This window comes from Chryseobacterium luquanense (assembly GCF_026460945.1).
Taxonomy (GTDB): domain Bacteria; phylum Bacteroidota; class Bacteroidia; order Flavobacteriales; family Weeksellaceae; genus Chryseobacterium; species Chryseobacterium luquanense.
On sequence record NZ_JAOVZV010000017.1, the window covers coordinates 51,528 to 72,546 of the forward strand.

Below are 21,019 nucleotides of genomic sequence, written 5' to 3' on the forward strand. Positions count from 1 at the left end.
CCACGATTTGACATCGTGGTTTTTATAATATTTAAGTGGAAGAATTGTTATTCTCTGTTTTTAACTAAAATCCAGCCTGAGAATTTGATTGGTGTTTTAGCTTGACCATTCTCATTCCAACTGATGCTGAACCAATAGTTTCCTGTAGAAACTCTCTTTTTACCATTGGTTGTTCCGTCCCAAGTGTAACGATTTTCTTTATTTCCTTGGTGAATTCTGTTTCCGTATCTATCAAAAATATCAAAAACTAAATTTGGTTTGTTAGCAAGAGCTGAATAATCTAAAATATCATTTACTCCGTCAGAGTTAGGGGTAATTACGTTTACAATATTAGGAATTGTAATGCTTACCTCAATCGGAATACATTTAAAAGTATCTCTTACATAAACTTTTACATCACCTCTCGGAAGATCTGTAAATACATTTGAAGATTGAAAATTATTATTGTTAATTGAATATTCATAAGGTCCTACTCCTCCAACTGCAGTTATAGTAATGCTGTTGTTTGAAACATCAATATTTGAAATTACCGGCTGTTCTGAAGCATAGACTTTAACTTCCTGCTTTGTGATACAGTCTCCCGTTTTAAGTTTCACCCAATAAGTACCAACTCCTACATTAGATATGGTTTGAGTTGTAGCTCCTGTGCTCCATTCATAACTTGAAAAACCTGTACCGGCATCTAATATAGTTTTATCTTCAATACAAATTACCTTGTCTACAAGAACTGTTGATTTTGTTGGTGGAAATACTACAAGAGTAATCTGAGCAACATTATAACATCCGTTTGCATTACGCACTCTTACATAAACTACACCATTAGGAGCGGTATAATTTGCAAAGTTTAAAATTTCGTTAGTCTGGTTGTGAGCATCCGTTAATGAAGGATAATATGTTTTAATAACACCTGATTGTGTCGTTACATTAGCGGTTGTTAGATTAAATAATCCAGTTGCTACATTACTTTCAAGAAAACAAGTTCTTAATGTCGCAGAATTAACTGTAGGGCTTTCTGCTATTGTTAAAGTAAGTGTAATTTCTTCACAGTCTACAAACTCAGGATCATTTCCACAGAATTTATATACAATTTTATCATTTCCTACAAAACCAAAGTTTGGAGTATACCCTATAACACCCGTTGTAGGGTTCAATATTGCAGTACCATTTGTTGGTTGTGTAATAATTTGTACACTTCCTGGTGTGAAGTTTTGTTGAGATGTTGTGAATTCTGGTACAATATTTAAATAACCTTCACAAACTGTTTTTGTTTTTGTTGTTTTTTGCAAACAAGTAAAAACTTTATAGATTGGCGTTGTTGCAGGTATACAAGATCCAACTGTAATAGTTACAGTATAGTTTCCTGCGGTTGTAGGGGTGAATGAATTGGTTATAGCTCCAGGAATTGCGACCCCATTTCTAAACCACTGATAAGTATCATAACTATCATCAACTTCCAAAACTAAGCCTGGAATACAATCTCCCGTCTGTTTTGCAATAAGTGGAATAGAGGAGAACCCGGCAAAATAGCCACCATACCCTGATGTACTATATCCACCATTGATTCCCGCAGTTACAGCTTTATTAGAAACTACGGCTACGGTTCCGGTCATGTTTTCTATGGCATATGTTACCCAATTGGTATTTCCTGTTACCGTATATGGCCCTTGTGCTGCAGTTGGAGTTATTGGTGCTCCTCCATTAATGGTATAAGTAACAACAGCTCCCGCTTCAGTAAGAATATTTAATTTTACATTAGTATTTGATGCAACTACGCTCGCTCCACCAGTACCAGAAGGCATTTCGTTAATTTTACCAATTTCATCAATTTTTCTAGGTAAAAAACAGTTCAATGGTGGTATGTAGTTGAAACCACAAGTCGCACTACTGTTTTCAACAGCTACAAGTTGATATAAATAAACATTTTTTGTAGTACTGATGAACATATTTGCATGTGTTCCGCCCTGTACGATATAGTTGCTTCCTGAAATTCTGTACCATTCACCTTGGTTTAAAGTAGCAACAGCAGTTCCAGAACCGTTCAAATATACTTGTGTATTGTTTTCAGTTGCAATTACAATTCCGCCTTCTACATCCGGAGCAGTAGATCTTGTTCTTACCATTGCAAAAGTATTTCCAAGTCTTTCAACTGGAACAGATTGATCCAAAATCGAGTCAGAACCAAGATTGCTTACAGTACCAAAATTTCCATTCATGTTACCGTTGGTCAACGTAATTGGTTTATCAGAAACAATTTTAGCTCCGATAAAAGCTTGCATATTTGCAGCCGTTGCCCCGTTTCCGGCAAAAATAAAAGATTGCCCTTTATTTAATACAAATGTATGGGTGTTTGTTGCAGGTGTACTACCAATAAATGTTATAGGTGTAGTTGCACTCCATGTTACAGTAACTGTTGTATTGTTTTCTGTTGCTAAAACTCCCGCAGTAAAGTTGTTACTTGTAGAAGTATAAATTGAAGGAGTTGCCGCTACGTAAAATTCTTTACCGATACCTGCTTTACCCTTACTGGTAACGATTTCAGCGTGCGTTGTACTACTGGCCATTCTTAATGTACAATAAAATGGCTTTTCTCCACTCAAATAAAGTCCTTTGTTAATTACTCTAAAGGCATCAGACACAGCAGAACCGGCAATATATTGCGCTGGAACTGCATAAATTTGAGGAGATCCTTTACTTATTGTTACTGTTCCGAGTGCAATATTATTGCTGTAAACCGTAACGGTAAAAGGTGTGGTCGAGTCTGTGGATAAATATAATGTTCGTCCAGTGTAAGAAGTAGATTCATAGTAGGGCGCAATCCAATGCTCTGTATCTCTCTGAGCAAATAGGATATTACCACTAAAAATTACCATTAAAAAAGTAAGTAGAAGTTTTGTCATAGTCTAGGATTAGGATTCATACAAAAATAATGTAATAATTCATATGTTTTATAAAAAAAATATAAAAAAAATTAAATTTATAATAAAAAAATGCCACAACAGTTAAGTTATGGCATTTCTCATTTTATTATTTAAGATTCTATTCTCTATTCTTAACTAAAATCCAACCTGTGTATTTTATTGGAGTTTTAGTAGCGTTTGGTTCTGTCCAATTGATATGATACCAATATGTTCCGGTAACAATCTTTTTATTAGAGTGAGTTCCATCCCATTTATAATTATTGAATTTATCACCAGTAAACACTTTGTTTCCGTATCGGTCATAAATCATGAAAGAAAGGTTGTCTTTGTAAGCTAATTCACTATAATCGATGAAATCATTTACTTTATCTCCGTTTGGAGTAATTGCATTTACAAGATTTGGAACTGTAATCTCTACAGAAACCGGAGAACAGTTGAACTCATCTTTCACATAGAAAGTATGTTGACCTCTGCTCAAGTTTGTAAATACATTAGAATCCTGCCAAGTTGCTGTTCCGTCTACCGCATATTTGAAAGGTGCAGTACCTCCTGTTACAATAACTGTCGCTGTATTATTAGAAATTTCTATAGAAGTAATTACTGGCTCTAGAGCCTTTTTCACACTAACTGTTTGTTTGGTATAACATCCAGCATTTTGAAGAATTACCCAATAATCACCTACAGGTACTGCTTGAATTGTTTGAGTAGTTGCACCAGTACTCCATTCGTATGACTGATATCCTGCTCCTGCATCTAATGTAGTTCTGCTATCAATACAGATATATTTGTCAACCAATAAAGGTGATCTCTTTGGAGGTGTAACTTTAAGATTGATTTTTGCAATTGCATAACATCCGTTACTATTAAATACTCTTACATAAACAGCACCGTCTCCGGAAATATACATGTCTACAGGAAGTACTATTTCATTTGTTCCGTTGCTTGCATCCGTAAACGTTGGATAATACTTTTTAGTAACCGGAGTTTGTGATGTAACATTTGCACTTGGAAGATTAAATACTCCTTTTGTTTCATTATTTTCAATAAAACATACCGTTAAAGTAGTTTCATTTACAACTGGGGTAGGGTAGAAATCAAGAGTGATTTTTGCGGTTCCGATACATCCTTCGTCAGTCGTTACCTGTACATATACAGATCCTAATCCAAAGAAATAATTTGTAGGATTATTGATTTGATTTGTATTTGCATTCAAGTCTGCTAAAGTTGGATAGAACTTTTTGGTTGTAGGGCTGTAAGAAGTTACAGCTGCAGTAGTTAAATCAAAATATCCTTTTCCTGCATATTGACAAGTTTTGATTGTTACATCTGTAAGTACAAATGGCACAACATTCAGGTTTAGTGTAATTTGTTCACAATCTACAAATTCAGCAGCATTTCCACAGAATTTATAAATAATCTTATCTGCTCCTAAGTAACCTGCATTTGGTACATAAGTAATAATTCCTGTAGCAGGATTTATGGTAGCAGTTCCTTGTGTTGGCGCTGTAATAATTTGTACAGTTCCAGGTACTGGTGTTTGGGTTGAGCTGGTAAATGCAGGTATAATAGCTTTCGTTCCGCAAATATTTAAGGTTTTAACTGTATTTGTTAAGCAGGTAAATACTTTATATATTGGTGTAGTTACAGGTGGGCAAGTTCCCATCGTTACTTTTACAGTGTAATCTCCTGCAACTGCTGGTGTGAATGTTGATGAAGTAGCTCCAGTAATAATTCCACCATTCAAATACCACTGGTAAGTTTCGTAGCTGTCATCAACTTCTAAAATAATACCAGGAATACAATCTCCAGTTTGTTTTGCAATAACTGGTATTGAAGAGAATCCTGCAAAATAACCACCGTAGCCAGCAGTGCTATATCCTCCGTTTACACCAGCTGTAACCGCTTTGGTAGATTGAATAGTTAGATTTCCTGTAACACCTTCTATTGCATAAGTCACCCAGTTTGTATTTCCGAGAAGCTGATAAGGTCCTTGTGCTGCCGTTGGTGTGATTGGTGTTCCTCCATTAGAACTATAAGTGACCGTAGCTCCTGCCTCAGTAAGAATATTAAGTTTAAGCACAATAGTAGATGATGTGTTTGGCATTTCGTTTACATTACCAATCTCATCAATTTTTCTTGGGAGGAAACAGTTGAGGGGAGGAATATAATTAAATCCACAAGTGGCATTGCTATCATCTACAGAAACCAGCTGATATAAGTAAACGTTTTTAGAAGTAGATACGAGCATGTTGTAATGTCCGCTAGTTCCTTGCAACTGATATGAAGAACCTGGAATTCGGTACCATTGTCCCTGATTAATAGTAGCTGCAGGTATTGATGATCCATTTAGAAATACTTCCGTATTATCTTCTGTAGCAATCACTATACCTCCTTCAAGATCTGAAGATGTGGAAAGTGTTCTCACCATTGCAAAAGTACTTCCCAATCTTTCGGTAGGGACAGACTGGTCAAGAATTGCATCTGAACCTGAAGGTGAATTTCCAAAATTTCCATTCATGTTACCATTAGTGAGCGTGATTGGTTTAGTTGAAGTTATTTTGGCTCCCATAAACGGAGCGGCACTTGCAGCGTTTCCTGCAAATATAAATGATTGCCCCTTATTTAATGTAAAAGTATAAGGATTGGACGGTGGGGTGGCTGGTTGTCCAAAAAACGTTATTGTTCCTGGCCAGCTAACAGTTACAGTTGTAGCATCTTCAGTAGCCATAACCCCTGCAGTAAAACTGTAAAGGGTGGCTGTACTTCCCGCGTAAGGTGTGTTTGCGACATAAAACTCTTTACCTATTCCAGCTTTTCCTTTACTTGTTACAATTTCGCCATGAGAGATTTGCGCTGTTCTTAAAGTGCAATAAAAAGGTTTTGCTCCTTTTAAATACAATCCTTTATTAAGAACTTTAAAACCGTCACTTGTGGAAGCTGTAGAAATATAAGTTCCTACATCATAAGTAACAGGATTGTTTTTACTGACCATAATAGGCGTAGTATTGATCTGCACATTATTACTGAAAATATTAACTGCAAATGGCGTTACAGAATCTGTTGACAGATAAACGGCAGTGGAATATGTTCCGCCCGAATTGTAATAGGGTGCAATCCAGTGATCAGTATCTCTTTGTGCAAAAAGACTGTTGATTGTCAGAAGCATTACTGCAAAGCTTAGTAGAAATCTTTTCATAATATGGAATTAGGATTTCTACAAAATTAAAATAAATTTTAATATATTGTTAATAAATCATAAATAAAATTTAAAATCTATTCTCGATTCTTAATTAAAAGCCATCCTGAATGAGAAACTGGCAATTTTGTGTCTGGTTCAATCCATCGGATAATATACCAGTAAGTCCCTGTAGGTAGATTTCTTCCACCTGATTTTCCGTCCCATTTGTAGTTGTTTGGAGATGATTTATACACAAGTGCTCCATATCTGTCAACCACTTCAATATTTACTTGATCCTTAATTTTTAAATCAGAATAATCTAATACATCATTTCTTCCGTCTCCGTTTGGAGTAATTGTATTAATTAAATTTAAAATTAAGAAGTCTTTAATCACAGGTTGACATCCATCTCTTCCAATCACGTAAACTTTGTGCGGACCTCTCGTTAATCCTGAAAATACATTTGAACTTTGGTAATCTGAACCATTTAATGAATATTGATAGGGTGCAGTTCCTCCCGTAACATTAATTGTTGCACTTGTTCCTGTAACAACAATACTTGTGATTGTAGGAGCTTGAGCTGCAGTCACAGTTACTGTTTGTCTATAAATACAACCGTTAAATCCTAAGTCTACAAAGTAAGTTCCTACACCAACGGTAATTGACGAGGTAGTTGCTCCTGTACTCCACAGATAAGAGGTAAAACCATCTCCTGCATTAAGAATCGCTTTTGCATCTAAACAAATGGTTTGATTTTGTAAGGTGTTTGATTTTTTTGGAGATTTTAAACTAATTGTTAAAGTTCCGATGTTCGGACAAGCAATATTGCTGGTAAATCTAATATAGAAAGTTGCTGAAGTTGTAATAACTTGAGTTGCAGCTATTGCATTGGTTCCAGCTTGCGCATTAGCTAAAGTAGGATAAAAAGTAAGTGTAACTGACGGATCTGCCGTAAATTGATTTTTATAATCACTAAGATTTACACTTTGAGAACCATCTAAATCATTATCACAAACTTGTGTTGTTATATTGGTTGTTAGAAGAGTAAGTTTATTACCAATAGTGAAATTAATTTGTCCAAAAGCAGTCGGGCAAGTTGTACTTGTACCGTCTACTCTTATATAAACAGTTGTTGCTGAAGTATATGTCCAGTTAGTTGGAAGTGTATTCCCGTTTCCTGCGGTTGCATCAGCTTGACTTAAATAATATCTTACTGTAAAACTTGCCGAATTTGTTACAATTTGTGGAGTTATTGTAGCAAAATTTACGTTCACAATTCCGTCAAAATTATCATCACAAAGATTTCCGTTAAAATTCGCAATATTGATATTAGGAACAGCATTTACTTTGATAGCTAAATTAGCTGTATTAAAACACTGCGTCGCATTAGTAAATCTTAAATAAAAAGTTCCTGTCGTTCCGTTGTTGATTGTTTGTGTTGCAGAGATTGCATTTGCTCCTGATTGTGCGTCTGCTAAACTACTGTGGAAAGTAACTGTAGTTGCAGGATCTGTGGTGAAAATATTTTTATAATTAATTAAATTGACAGTTTCAGAACCATTCATGTCTGTGTCACAAATTTCTAATACATGCGTAGGAGTTAACAAAGGAACCTTATTTTTAATCACAAAATTAATTTGTCCAAAAGCAGGAGGACATCCGTTTGTGCTTTCAACTCTTACATAAACTGTTGTATTTGAAGTGTAATTCCAGTTAGTTGGCAATGTGTTATTATTTCCTGCGGTTGCATCAGCTTGATTTAAATAATATTTTACGGTAAAATTGGCAGAGTTGGTAACAATCTGAGGAGTAACTGCTGCAAAATTTATATTGATAACTCCAGAAAAATTATCATCACAAAACTCTGCATTATAAGCACTTGTATTGATGTTTGGAGATTGATTTATTATTAATGTAATCTGCGCAACTTTAGAACATCCGTAAGCTGAAGTTACATTAGCGTAAATAATTCCTGCAGGTCCCGTATAAGTTGCGGGAACAGCAATTTGACCGGTTAAATTTGAATTGGTAAAATAAGTAATACTTGCTCCAACAGCCGATGTTACATTTGCAGTCGTTAAATTATAAGTTCCATTTACTGAAGTACTGTTACAAATGCTTATTGAAGTATTATTCACCTGAAGAACATCCGTGTTAATTATAATTTTAAAATATTCAAAAGCAAAAGGATTTCCGTTTCCTTGAATATAATAAATAAACTGATCTGTAGTATTTACAGTTGTCGCATTTGGTGTATATGTAATTTGTCCTGTAGTTGAATTTACAGTTGCTGTTCCGTTAGTTGGTTGAGCAATAATTGCCGTTAATGAAGGAACAATTGTTTGTGTAGAACTTGTAAATGCAGGCGTGATTACTTTTGTATTACAAGATCCGATTGTATAAGTTGTTGTTGAAATTGGCGGGCATAATGTGTAATTGTAAATTGTCGTCAATTTTGTTTCACAGTTGTTTTTCGTTACCGAACAAGTATATGCTCCTGCTCCATACAATTCAGGATTAATAAAATAAGTTGTAGCTCCGCTAATTGCAACTCCATTTAAGTACCATTGATAAGCGTCATAATTATTATCAACCTGCAGCTCAATTCCTGCATAGCAGTCACCTGTTTTCGTAATTGCAGGAACAGAAGAGAATCCTGAGAAATAACCTCCATATCCTACGGCACCACTTCCTGCAGCGATTCCAGCAGTCATAGCTTTTGTAGAATTTAAAGTAATATTTCCTGTCACATTTTGAATAGAGTAGCTTACCCAATTTGGATTTCCTGTTACAGGATAAGGTCCGTTTCCTGCTGCAATTGGTCCGCCGTTTAAAGTTACCGTTGCGCCGGTTTGGGTGATAATATTTAATCTAGTAGCAAAAGTTTGACCTCCAATTCTGTTGATAAACCCAATTTCATCAATTTTATTAGGCATAAAACAGCTTAAAGGGGGTATGAAATTCATTCCTCCGGAAGCATATTCGTTTCCGTTGGTTGCGCCAGAAAGTAATTGATAAACATAAACATTTTTGGTTGCAGAAATATTCATGTTGTAATGTCCGCTACCAGCTTGATTTATATACCTTGCACTTGGAACTTGATAATATTGTCCTTCATTTAGCGTAATTGCGGCTCCGGTTCCGTTAAATGTAATCTGAGTATTATTTTCTGTAGCAATAATTAAAGCGGTTTCCATTTGAGAAGTCACCGTTCCGTTTCCTTTTACAACTACGAAATCTTTTCCTAAACGATCAACAGGAACAGCCTGATCCATCAAAATATCATTGTTGGTAAGGTTTTGAGTAGTATAAGCTGCATTAAAGTTTCCGTTGGTTACAGAAATTGCCTTTGTCGCAACAATTTTAGCACCTACTAAACCTGTTTTATTGGCGTTTGACCACGAACTTACAACATCCAGAATGTAAGATTTTCCTTTATTAAGAGTAAAAGTTCTTGTTGGAGAAGAAATTCCATCCGAAAAAGTAATAGCCGGATTGTAACCGGAAATTGTCACAACGGTATTGTCCTCAGTAGCTGTTACTCCGATGGTTGCATTCATGTGATCTTCTGATCCTGTAATTGGAGCAACTCCCGCATAAAATGTAGTTCCTAAACCTGCTGCGCCTTTTGAAGTTAAAATTTCAGCATGATTGGTCATCGCAAATCTGTAATTGGCAAAGAATTTTTTAGAACCTTTTACATTTAATCCCATATTATTCGGTGTGAATAATTGACTTTGTGACGATGCAATTAAAAAGTTATTGGGAATTATTACCTGTGCAGGATTGTTTTTACTTACCTGAACTGTAGAATACAATGTATTATTATTGTAAATCTGTACTGCAAAAGGAGTGGTTTCATCAGTAGACAGATATAAATATCCTTCCAATCCGCCGGTTCCGGCTTTTGCAGACATCGGAGCAAACCAATGTTCAGTATCAAGTTGAGCATTAATGATTAAACACCAAAATGTACAAATAATAAGTAAAAATCTTTTCATGCCTCAGTTTTAGGGGCGACAAATTTACATATTAATAATCAAATTTTTATGTAATGTTTTTAACATTTAATTATAATTTAATATACTTTCGAAATTTCAAAAAAATACTCTATGTTTTATTAATGTCATAAAAGTGTTTAGGCATAAAAAATCCCGATGAAAAAAATCATCGGGATTAATATTTAAATTTGAAAAGGTATTATAAGCTAACTCTTACAAATCCTGTTACTTTAAGGTCTCCGTTTACAGATTTTACGTAATCAGCAACAGAAATAGAACTGTCTTTGATGAAATCCTGGTGTACCAAAGTATTGTCTTTGTAGAATCTCTGCATTTTACCTTTCAAGATATTGTCGATAATGTTTGCAGGTTTACCTTCTTCAGTAAGTTTGTGCCTTTCGATTTCCAGTTCTTTGTCGATAGTTTCCTGAGAAACAGAAGTTTCGTCAAGAGCAATTGGGTTCATAGCAGCAGCTTGCATAGAAACAGATTTAGCAGCTTCGTCAGCTCCGTCTACTTTAGCAGAAAGTGCAGTGATTGCAGCAATTTTGTTTCCAGCGTGGATGTAAGCTCCTAAGAAAGGTCCTGTAATTCTTTCGAAAGCACCAATCTCGATTTTCTCACCGATAACTCCAGTTTGCTCGATCAATTTTTCAGCAACAGTCATTCCGTGGAAATCTGTAGCCAATAATTCTTCTTTAGTAGCAGCGAAAATAGCCATTTCAGCAATTTCGTAAGCTAGCTCGATGAACGCTTCGTTTTTAGCAACAAAGTCAGTTTCGCAGTTTAGAGAAATCACAACACCTAAAGTGTTATCTTCGTTTACTCTAGCGATTACAGCACCTTCAGAAGAATCTCTGTCGGCTCTGTTAGCTGCAACTTTTTGTCCTTTTTTTCTAAGGATATCAACTGCTTTTTCGAAGTCTCCTTCTGCTTCAACTAAAGCTTTCTTGCAGTCCATCATACCTGCACCTGTTTGGTTTCTCAATTTTGCTACGTCTGCAGCAGCTGGTGAATAAGACATAATATTTATTATTTTTTTATTTAAAATTATGATTAACTTTAATAGTTTATTTTAAAGATGTGCAAAGATAATGATTTTAATGATAAACTAAAAAATGACTTTTCACGTTATAGTATTTATTTAATAAATTTTTAAAGGTTTCCGCTACATGAAAAAATTATTTCTAATTATATTCCTATCTATTTTCAGTGTGGGCTTTGCTCAAAAGAAGAAAAAAGCCAAAGCCAAAGTCGTTGCAGAAAAAGAAACTGTTATCATTTATACACTCGAAGAAGCAGAAAGTACTGCTGAAGCAAGAATTATTGCAGGTTTTATCAAACAAAATCCAGGGCACGAAAAAACAGATAAGTTAAAAAGAAAACTTATTGATATTATTATGGCAGATAATTCTATAGAGGCTAAACCTACTATAAGACCAATCAGCAAAGATAAAATTGAAAAAATAGTAAGCAATAATGAGCTTAATAAAGGGAAAGATTTAACATCTAATTCTAAAGCTGCAACACCACAACGTACAGTAAATTATGCTGCGGTGGGAAGTTCAAGTAAAAAATCTGAGCCCAGTGCTGAAGCAAAAAAGACAGCTTCTTATCTGACGCATCTTTTTAATAATGATCCTAATGATAATGAAGCTTATATTAATATTAAAAATAAATCAAAATGCCGATTGATTGTAAAAATCAGTGGAAAAAAATATTACAATCTTGATGTTCCCGCAAATGGACATAACTTTGTAATGGTAGAAAAAGGAGAGTATGTTTTGACGACTTCGGTTTGTGATGCCAAATATTCTTCGCTTAAAAAAGTTACGAAAGATATTGAGATTCAGCTTAATGTTGCAGAATAAAAGCAAATCGATAAAATAAAAAAAGCGGTTAAGAATTTCTTAACCGCTTTTTTGTTATCCTTTAAATTGCCCCATCGCAATAAACTTGTCTTGTCTGTGTGTTTCTAATTCTTTACCTGTAAATTTAGAGAAAGCTTTAATATTTTGTAAAATTGAAGCTTTTAAATTTAAATAAGCAACTTCAGGATCATAATGAGCGCCACCAAGTGGTTCTTCTACAATTCCGTCAATGAATTTTTCTCTTAATGCATCTGCTGGAGTAAGATTTAATGCATTAGCTGCATCTTCTTTATGATCCCAGTTTCTCCAAAGAATTGATGAGCAACTTTCCGGTGCAATTACGGTGTACCAAGTGTTTTCCAACATATAAACTTTGTTACCTACACCAATTCCTAATGCTCCACCACTTGCTCCTTCGCCAATAATGTAAGTGAAAATAGGCGTTTTAAGCATAGTCATTTCGAAAATGTTTCTTGCAATTGCTTCACCTTGTCCTCTTTCTTCAGCTTCTAAACCTGGATAAGCTCCCGGTGTATCAACCAAAGTTACTACAGGGATTTTGAATTTTTCTGCAAGCTTCATTAGTCTTAAAGCCTTTCTGTATCCTTCAGGATTCGGCATTCCGAATCTTCTGTGCTGTCTTTCTTTAGTAGTTCTTCCTTTTTGAGTTCCAAGAATCATAATTCTCTGACCGTCTAAAGTAGCTAAGCCACCAATTAATGCAGGATCATCAGCGAAGTTTCTGTCACCGTGAAGTTCCAAAAAACTTCCTTTATCTACCATTCCTTTAATATAATCTAAAGTATATGGGCGATCCGGATGACGCGATAACTGTACTCTTTGCCAAGGTGTAAGATTTCCGTAGATTTCTTTTTTAGTATCTCTGATCTTGTCTTCGATTTGGCTGCATGCTAATTTTACATCAACACCACTTTCTTCTCCTACCAATGAACAGGTTTGATACTGATCCATCAGTTCTTTTATAGGAAGTTCGAAACTTAAATATTCCATTCTTGAAGTAAATTAAATCTTTCAAATGTATGAAAAATTATGATAAATCTATTTAAAATTATTCACTGCATTGCTTATTCTTGCGGTACTTTCCTCTTTACCAATGAGTTCTAAAATATCAGGAACGTCTGGTCCTTTCAATTCTCCTACCAAAGCCAGACGAAGAGGCATCATTACTTTCCCCATTCCTAAACCTTTGCTTTCTGCAAAATCATGTAAATTTTGTTTAATGTTTTCAGAGGTAAAATCATTTAATGAATTTAAATTTTCTGCAAATTCAGTCAAAAGGCTAGAAGTTTCATCATTCCATGCTTTTTTTGAAGCTTTTTCATCGTAAGAAGTTGGTGCTTCAAAGAAGAATTTTCCATTTTCATAAATATCTTTCGGAAACGTTGCTCTTTCTTTCATTAAATGAATGATTTTTAGCAATTTTTCATCTTCGATATTTAAATTTAAATCTGAATTTTTAAGAATATTCATTAAATCTTCATCCGAAGTTTTTTGAATATATTGATGATTAAACCATTCAGATTTTTCTTTGCTGAATCTTGCTCCGGCTTTATGAACTTTATTTAAATCAAATTCTTGTGCCATTTCCTCCAAAGTCAAAATTTCTTTGTCATCTGCAGGAGACCATCCTAAAAGCGCCACCATATTGATGAAAGCTTCCGGCAAGTAACCACTTTCTCTATATCCTTTAGAAACGTTTCCAGTTGCAGTATCTGTAAAATTCAAAGGGAAAACAGGAAATCCGAATTTGTCGCCGTCTCTTTTGCTTAATTTTCCTTTGCCTTCTGGTTTTAAAATTAAAGAAAGATGAGCAAATTGGGGAGCTTCCCAACCCATTGCTTCATATAATAAAATATGTAAACCTAATGAAGGTAACCATTCTTCACCACGGATGACATGGGAGATTTCCATTTCGTGATCATCAATGATGTTGGCGAAATGGTAAGTTGGCATTCCGTCGTTTTTAACTAAAACTTTATCGTCTAAAACGTCTGTGTTTACCGCAGAATTCCCTCTGATAATGTCTACTAAGCCTAACGTTCTGTCAACCGGCATTTTAAACCTTACAACATATGGAGTTTTTTCATCCAATAGTTTTTGAACTTCCTCTTCAGAAAGCGAAAGACTGTTTCTTAAACGGTTTCTAGTTTTATTGTCATAAGAGAAAACACCACCTTTAGCTTCATATTCAGCACGGATTGCGTCTAATTCTTCAGCCGTATCGAAAGCGATGTAAGCATAGTCTGTTTTCAAGATTTGCTCTGTATATCTGTCGTAAATATCTCTTCTCTCAGATTGTCTGTATGGAGCAAATTTTCCGCCTTTTTTAGGACTTTCATCGGGAATAATTCCGCACCATTCCAAAGCTTCTTCGATGTAATCTTCTGCTCCTTCAACGTATCTTGCGGTATCTGTATCTTCAATTCTCAATACAAACGCGCCACCTTGATTTTTAGCAAAAAGATAATCATATAATGCGGTTCTTACACCTCCCAAATGCAAAGGTCCTGTAGGACTTGGAGCAAAACGGACTCTTACTTTCTCCATTTTAAATAAAATTTTTGCAAATTTACTTAAATTAAATATTTTAAAGATGTTTAATATTTTTGATATTGGGATTTTTTAATCTTATTATCTACATTTGTACAAATTTAGAATTCATTAATTATGCTAGAAATCGGCGAAAGACCTTGGGGGAAATATTACGTTTTGGCAGACGAAGCCAATTATAAACTGAAAAGAATCGAAGTAAACCCAGGACAAAAACTGTCTTACCAATATCATCATAAAAGACAGGAACAATGGACAATCATCGAAGGTGATGCTACTATAGTTTTGGATGATAAAGAAATAAAATTGTCTTATGGAGAAAGTATTTTCATTCCATTGGGAGCCAAACACAGAATTATGAATTTATCAGAAAAACCTGTTGTCTTCATTGAAGTGCAAACAGGAACTTATTTTGGTGAAGATGATATTGTGAGGTTGGATGATGAGTATGATAGGAGCTAATTGAGATAATAAATAAATTAATAGCTCATATGAAATGTAAAATTTGTTCAAGCAGTGCAAATAAGATTTTCTCAAAGAAAATTTTACTGAAGTACAATGTTGACTATCATCAATGTGAAAATTGTGGTTTCATCCAAACAGATGAACCTTTTTGGCTTGAAGAAGCTTATAATAATGCGATTACGTCTTTAGATATTGGTATCTTAAAAAGAAATAATGAGCTATTGCAAACAATACCGAAGTTTATCGATACTTTTTTTCCTCAGTCTAAGATGTATCTTGATTTTGCAGGCGGGTATGGTATTTTTGTACGCTTGATGCGAGATTTGGGTTATGATTTTTACAGACAGGATATTTATTGCGAAAATATTTTTTCAAAACATTTTGATATTACGGATATTGATGTAAATAAATTTGATGTTGTGACAGCATTTGAGGTTTTTGAACATCTAGAAAATCCATTAGAGGAGATTGGAAATATATTGAGCTATGCAGACAATTTAATATTTTCTACAGATGTTGTTCCAAAAGCTAATGTAGAAAATTGGGTTTATATAGCCAATGAAACAGGACAGCACATCGCCTTTTATACTGAAAAGTCATTAAGGATTATTGCTGATAAATTTGGTAAAAGTTATTACAGAAAGAAAAATTATCATGTTTTTTCTGCTACAGAATTTTCGAAAGAGCAAATTGATTATGCTATAAATGATATCTCGAAATACAGAGAGTTTTTTGGATTAAAAAAGACAAGACTTAATTTCAGAATTGATAGAATAGGGCTTCTTGAAGATGATTATGCGAAAATTCAAAAAATTTTAGAAAATAATGCATCCAATAATGAACGAAAATAGATTGTTTTTGAAAAAAAAATCACCACATAAAGGATTTTATAAAATACAATCGTTAATTACAAGTATGCTAATTTCAATAGTTATATGAAGATACTTTTAGATCCGCAGATTTTTGATCAGCAAACCTATGGAGGAATTTCAAGGTATTATACAGAGGTTTTTTCTATACTCAATCAAAAAGAGGATGTAGAGGTTATCTTGCCGATTTACAGTTCAGATAATGCTTATGTCAAAAACACCAATCTTCTCGTTAAAAATAAGGGTTTAAATTTTCTTTATAAAACTTTAGCTTTTTTTAAAATAAGTACGAGAACTTTAAGGAGAAAAAAATCTGAAAAATTATTAAATCAAGCTTTTCAGGATAATAATTTTGATGTATTTGTTCCAACATATTATAATCCGTATTTTTTAGATAAAATTAATGGAAAGCCATTTGTTTTAACAGTTTATGATATGATCCATGAGCTTTTGCCACAATATTTTGAGGGTGATTCCTTTAAAGTTTTTGAGCGTAAGCTTCAACTGTTGGAAAAAGCAACTAAAATAATTGCAGTTTCCAATAATACAAAGAATGATATTATTAAAGTTTATCCGCAGATTGATCCAGATAAAATAGTTGTTATTCATCACGGGAGTTCAATTAAAATTGATCCGACTGCTCATGTTGATTTGCCTGCAAATTATATTTTATATGTTGGAGCCAGACCTAACTATAAAAACTTTAAATTTTTAGTGAAATCTGCAGCACCTTTATTAAAAAATGATCCTAATTTGGTGTTAATCGCTGCCGGAGGAGGTAAGTTTAATGATGAAGAAACTACATTTATCAAAAAATTGGGTGTTGAAAAACAAGTAATCCAACGATATTTTAAAGAAGAGGAGCTTGGACATTATTATAAAAATGCAAAATGTTTTGTTTTTCCATCTTTATATGAAGGTTTTGGAATTCCTGTTTTAGAATCTATGGCCTGTGGTTGTCCGATTATTTTATCTAAACATGGTTCTTTTCCGGAAGTTGCAGGAGATGCAGGAATTTATTTTGACTCTGATTCTGAAGAAGATTTACAGGAAAAAATACAAATGTTATTATCCGATAATCAACTTAGAAAGCTATATGCTGAAAAAGGCTTGGAACATGTAAAGAAGTTTGATTGGAAAGATGCTGCGGAACAATGCTTGCAGGTTTATATTGATGCGGCAAAAAAATAATTTAAAAGGCAAAAATTAATAATGAGTGTAAAGTTATCCATTATAACAATCAATTATAATAACAAAAATGGTCTTATAAAGACCTTCGAATCGATTAATAATCAAACGTGGTCAGACTTTGAATATATTGTAATTGATGGTGGAAGCACAGATGGTGGTAAAGAATTAATTGAAAAAAATTCTAAAGTTAATTATTGGGTTAGCGAAAAAGATTCCGGAGTTTATAATGCGATGAATAAAGGTATTAGAAAAGCCTCTGGAGATTACATCATTTTTATGAATAGTGGTGACTTTTTCTATGACAATAATGTATTAGAGAAAGTGCAACAACAGCTTACTTCAGATATTGATATTTTGTACGGTGATTCAGTTTATTTTAATGATACAGGTTACAGAAGAGTAGAAGTTCCCCCTAGAAAATTGACATTTAGCTTCTTTTATACAGGAGGAATCAATCATCAGGCTGCTTTCATTAAAAGAAATCTGTTTCATGATTATTTCTTTTACAATGAAGAATATAAAATCAGTGCAGACTGGGAATTTTTTATTGTTGCAATATGTCTGTATAATGCATCTTATAAGCATTTAGACGAAACAATTTGCTATTATGATTTTTCAGGTATATCTTCAAAACCTGAGAATTTATCAGTTTATCATTCGGAAAGAGAAATTACTTTAAATAAATATTTTTCTGCTTTCTTAGAAGATCTGAAATTTAGCCAAGAAGCCAGAATTAAAAGAATTCAACAGGTAATTTATATAAAAAAATTCCCTGCAGCATGGAGAATTTTAAAATGGATGATTAGTTTGGTATTATTATTTTTACCAAAATTCAAAATGAAAAAAGATTAATTTCTTAAAACACTCAATTTTTCTTCAAACTAAAAATTTAAAAAGTGAGCTATAAGCTGTCAATAATCACCATCAATTACAATAATGCTAAAGGATTAGAGAAAACCTTTGAAAGTGTTATCGGTCAAAATTCAAAGGATTTTGAATATATTGTTGTGGACGGAAGTAGCACTGATGAAAGTAGAAGAATTATTGAGAGAAATGAAAATAACATCAATGCATGGATTAGCGAACCGGATTCCGGAGTTTATAATGCAATGAATAAAGGCATCGAAATGGCAAGCGGTGATTATTTGCTGTTTTTAAATAGTGGTGATAAACTTGCCAATCCTGATGTAATAACTAAAATTTTACCTTTATTAAGCAATACAGATATTATTTATGGTAATTTAATTTATAGTTTAAACGAAGTTCCTCAGACATTATTTAGTCCGTCAAAAAATATCGATTTAACATATTTTCTACATTCATTTCTTCCTCATCCTTCATCTTTTATAAAGAAAACTCTTTTTCAGGAAATCGGTTTTTATAATGAAAAGTTTAAAATTATTTCAGATTGGGAGTTTTTTCTGAGAGCAATAATTGTAAATAAAGCAAGTTATATACATATTGATGAGGTAATCAGTGATTTTGATAATTCAGGTATTTCAAGTAATTCTGAAAATGAAAGAATCATTTATAAAGAAAAACAAGCTGTTTATGAGGAGTTATTCCCCAACTTACAGAACGAAATTAAATTAATTGAGTTTGCAAGCTCCCGTAGAATGTTACAAATTAAAAACATCCAGAACAATCATTCTTTTTTGTGGAAGCTTTTGAAAGTTTTTTTAAATATTTTAAATTCTTTTACAGGAAAAAAAGAAGCAAAAGCTTTTCAGAAACTTTAAAAGAGTTGATTTACTGGTTTATTACTTTAGTATAATAAGATAAAGTTTCTTCCAACATCTTGTCAGACGAAAATTTTTCGACTATTGTTTTTCTTGCATTTTTTGCCAGATCTGAAGCAAATAATTTTTTTGAAAATACATCGCATATTTTATCAGCAAATTCGTCTTCAGATTCTGCAATCAAACCGTTTTTACCATCAGAAACTATTTCTTTAAAAGCTTCCAGATTTGAGCAGATTACAGGTTTTTCTAATGCCATAGCTTCTGCAAGTGCCAAACCAAATGTTTCACCTTTAGAAGGGAATATTACAACTTCAGCCTGAGAAATCAGCTTTATTACTTCATCACGGTTTTTTTTACCATGAAAATAAACTTTTTGCTCCAGCTTTTCCTGTGAAATTTTTTCCTTTAATTGATTAACTAGATTAGTTTCTTTTCCTATAAAGTGAAGTGTAACATTTTTTTCGATCTTACTCACCTTTATAAAAGCATTCAATGCAGTTTCAGCTCCTTTTTCTGACGAAATATTTCCTAAATAGAATATAGATTTCTCTATAATCGGATTGTTTTTTTGAGGCTTAAAAATATCAGTGTCAATTCCATTATAAATTAATTGATAATTTTTGTCCCCAAAAATCTGCTGAACCATTTTTTCGTTATTCTGAGATATGGTAATAATGTTATCGGCATTTTTAAAAGCTAGCTTTTCATTATGTATTTTACCTTTTGCAGCGCCATATCCAAAGAAATCCCGTAATATCGACCATGAACCATGACAACGGATTACACAGGGAATTGGTAGACTTTCTGCACTACGGCTTATTCCTTCCCAATCATGAGTTTCAATAATATCTATTTCTTTATTTTCAATAAATTTTGATAACTCTTTTTCCAAATAATTAATCTCCAAATCATAAATTTTGAAATGCAGATCTTTCAAAAAAGGAATTTTACCGGAAATGGAGCGTAAAAACTCCATGAATTTATATTTTTTAAAATAATCTTTTACAAATAATACAGAAAGCTTATCATTTTCAATAGAAAAAGGTTTCTTGGATGAACCGAAAACTGAAACATGAATATTTTTTTCAACTAGAGAATCTGTGATATTTTTATAAAAAACTCCGGTTCCTCCTGTATTTTCTTGAAATTCAGACTGAAATTCTTTGGTGATAAACAAAACATGATGAATTTGTTTCATAAGTTAAAAACTGTTTTCACCCAATTGTCAAGTGTGTATTTGTAATAAATTTCGTCTGAAAGTTTCTGATACTTGGTTTCAAAAAAAGACTTTTCAATATTGCTGAAATCTTCTTTAAGGATCAAAATGTTTTCTGGATTATAAAAGTCATAATTTTTAATGTTCTGATTATCAGTTATGAATTTTTTTTCTAATGCCATGGCTTCAAAAATCCGAAAGCTCAATCCCATTTGATTCTGTCTCTGAAGATCAAGAATTACTTTCGTGTTTTTATATAATTTCGGCAAAGATTGCTGTGGAATATTAGTCCTTCTAAAATTCAGAATATTAATATTTTTCTGATCAACAATCTGTGTGATTTGATTTTTCCAGCCTTTTTTTCCGGCAATTATTGCTCTAAAATTTATGTTTAAATTTTGTATTTGATTGATAAGAGTATTCAGCCTTTCAAGCCGTCCTGTATCATACGAAGTGATATAAAATAAATCAAGTTTAGGATTTTGTTTTTCAGCTGGGCAGTGTTCAAGATAATTATAATTCGTAATTTTTTTAAATCCATATTCTTTCACATCTTCATCATCAAAAGAAAAAACGGTATCAAAGTAATGCAAAATATGATCAGCTGGGTTTCTCGACATACTATCATATAAATAAGCTATATTTCTGTCTGTATGTTTTCGGATAAATTCGTGTACACGTTCTTCTATATTCTCAGGATTGATCACTAAAATCTGATCCTGTTTCCCAATCTTTTTAAGAGAGTCGATGATGAAATCTTGTCTTTTTTCGTGTTTCAGATTTTTACCAATAAAAACTTTGCTCATTGCGTTCGTTATTCTTGCTCCAAAATTTTTATGCGTAAAAGCTCCGATATTGATATGATATGCTTCAACACCTTTTTCTTTCAGTTTATTAACGATATGTTCATCATAATGCCAAAAATCAAAACTGATTAAACAAATTTTCATAAAGCAAAAGTAAAGATTTTTAAGTTTAAATTTTTATTTTTGGGGAA

At 33.1% G+C, this 21,019-nt stretch carries 14 protein-coding genes; 6 read left to right on the forward strand and 8 right to left on the reverse strand.

Translation table 11 applies throughout. The annotated features are described in order from the left end of the window. Nucleotides 1-47: 47 nt before the first annotated feature. From OEA66_RS15170 to tsf, 4 genes are all read right to left on the reverse strand, one after another. Complete coding sequence (locus tag OEA66_RS15170; protein WP_267282189.1) at nt 48-2,897, reverse strand: T9SS type B sorting domain-containing protein; 2,850 nt, start codon at nt 2,895-2,897, stop codon at nt 48-50. 139 nt (nt 2,898-3,036) lie between these two features. Then, nucleotides 3,037-6,114, reverse strand: coding sequence for an FIDD domain-containing protein (locus tag OEA66_RS15175; protein WP_267282190.1), 3,078 nt, complete (start codon nt 6,112-6,114; stop codon nt 3,037-3,039). A 77-nt stretch (nt 6,115-6,191) separates the two neighbouring features. After that, nucleotides 6,192-10,097 (reverse strand): FIDD domain-containing protein, encoded by a 3,906-nt coding sequence (locus OEA66_RS15180; protein ID WP_267282191.1) that lies wholly within the window; start codon nt 10,095-10,097, stop codon nt 6,192-6,194. Nucleotides 10,098-10,296: 199 nt separating this feature from the next. Beyond that, a complete protein-coding gene (gene tsf, locus OEA66_RS15185; RefSeq protein ID WP_066674778.1) occupies nt 10,297-11,121 on the reverse strand; it encodes a translation elongation factor Ts in 825 nt (274 codons plus the stop codon). 148 nt (nt 11,122-11,269) lie between these two features. On the opposite strand from tsf, the gene OEA66_RS15190 reads away from it, so the two are divergent. After that, nucleotides 11,270-11,968, forward strand: coding sequence for a DUF6759 domain-containing protein (locus OEA66_RS15190; RefSeq protein WP_267282192.1), 699 nt, complete (start codon nt 11,270-11,272; stop codon nt 11,966-11,968). A 54-nt stretch (nt 11,969-12,022) separates the two neighbouring features. Here OEA66_RS15190 and OEA66_RS15195 read toward each other — a convergent pair whose 3' ends face one another. Continuing rightward, on the reverse strand, nt 12,023-12,979 hold the full coding sequence (locus OEA66_RS15195; protein ID WP_267267045.1) for an acetyl-CoA carboxylase carboxyltransferase subunit alpha: 957 nt from the start codon (nt 12,977-12,979) through the stop codon (nt 12,023-12,025). Nucleotides 12,980-13,027: 48 nt separating this feature from the next. Beyond that, nucleotides 13,028-14,536, reverse strand: coding sequence for a glutamate--tRNA ligase (gltX, locus tag OEA66_RS15200; RefSeq protein ID WP_267282193.1), 1,509 nt, complete (start codon nt 14,534-14,536; stop codon nt 13,028-13,030). Nucleotides 14,537-14,656: 120 nt separating this feature from the next. On the opposite strand from gltX, the gene OEA66_RS15205 reads away from it, so the two are divergent. The 5 genes from OEA66_RS15205 to OEA66_RS15225 all read left to right on the forward strand — a co-directional run bounded on the left by OEA66_RS15205 (nt 14,657) and on the right by OEA66_RS15225 (nt 18,803). Continuing rightward, nucleotides 14,657-15,001 carry a phosphomannose isomerase type II C-terminal cupin domain gene (locus OEA66_RS15205; RefSeq protein ID WP_267282194.1) on the forward strand — a complete coding sequence of 115 codons (345 nt, stop codon included), beginning with the start codon at nt 14,657-14,659 and terminating at the stop codon, nt 14,999-15,001. Nucleotides 15,002-15,030: 29 nt separating this feature from the next. Next, nucleotides 15,031-15,855 carry a class I SAM-dependent methyltransferase gene (locus OEA66_RS15210; protein WP_267282195.1) on the forward strand — a complete coding sequence of 275 codons (825 nt, stop codon included), beginning with the start codon at nt 15,031-15,033 and terminating at the stop codon, nt 15,853-15,855. Between the two features lie 84 nt (nt 15,856-15,939). Further along, on the forward strand, nt 15,940-17,064 hold the full coding sequence (locus OEA66_RS15215; RefSeq protein WP_267282196.1) for a glycosyltransferase family 4 protein: 1,125 nt from the start codon (nt 15,940-15,942) through the stop codon (nt 17,062-17,064). Nucleotides 17,065-17,085: 21 nt separating this feature from the next. Continuing rightward, the gene (locus OEA66_RS15220; RefSeq protein ID WP_267282197.1) at nt 17,086-17,916 is read left to right on the forward strand and encodes a glycosyltransferase family 2 protein; all 831 of its coding nucleotides are present in this window, start codon (nt 17,086-17,088) and stop codon (nt 17,914-17,916) included. A 44-nt stretch (nt 17,917-17,960) separates the two neighbouring features. Continuing rightward, complete coding sequence (locus OEA66_RS15225; RefSeq protein WP_267282198.1) at nt 17,961-18,803, forward strand: glycosyltransferase family 2 protein; 843 nt, start codon at nt 17,961-17,963, stop codon at nt 18,801-18,803. A gap of 10 nt (nt 18,804-18,813) precedes the next feature. Here the strand turns inward: OEA66_RS15225 and OEA66_RS15230 are convergent, their stop codons facing one another. Both OEA66_RS15230 and OEA66_RS15235 read right to left on the reverse strand, forming a co-directional pair. Next, a complete protein-coding gene (locus tag OEA66_RS15230) occupies nt 18,814-20,004 on the reverse strand; it encodes a glycosyltransferase family 4 protein (protein ID WP_267282199.1) in 1,191 nt (396 codons plus the stop codon). Continuing rightward, a complete protein-coding gene (locus OEA66_RS15235; RefSeq protein ID WP_267282200.1) occupies nt 20,001-20,972 on the reverse strand; it encodes a WaaS/CpsH family glycosyltransferase in 972 nt (323 codons plus the stop codon). Before OEA66_RS15235 ends, OEA66_RS15230 begins: the two co-directional genes overlap by 4 nt. Between the last annotated feature and the right edge of the window lie 47 nt (nt 20,973-21,019).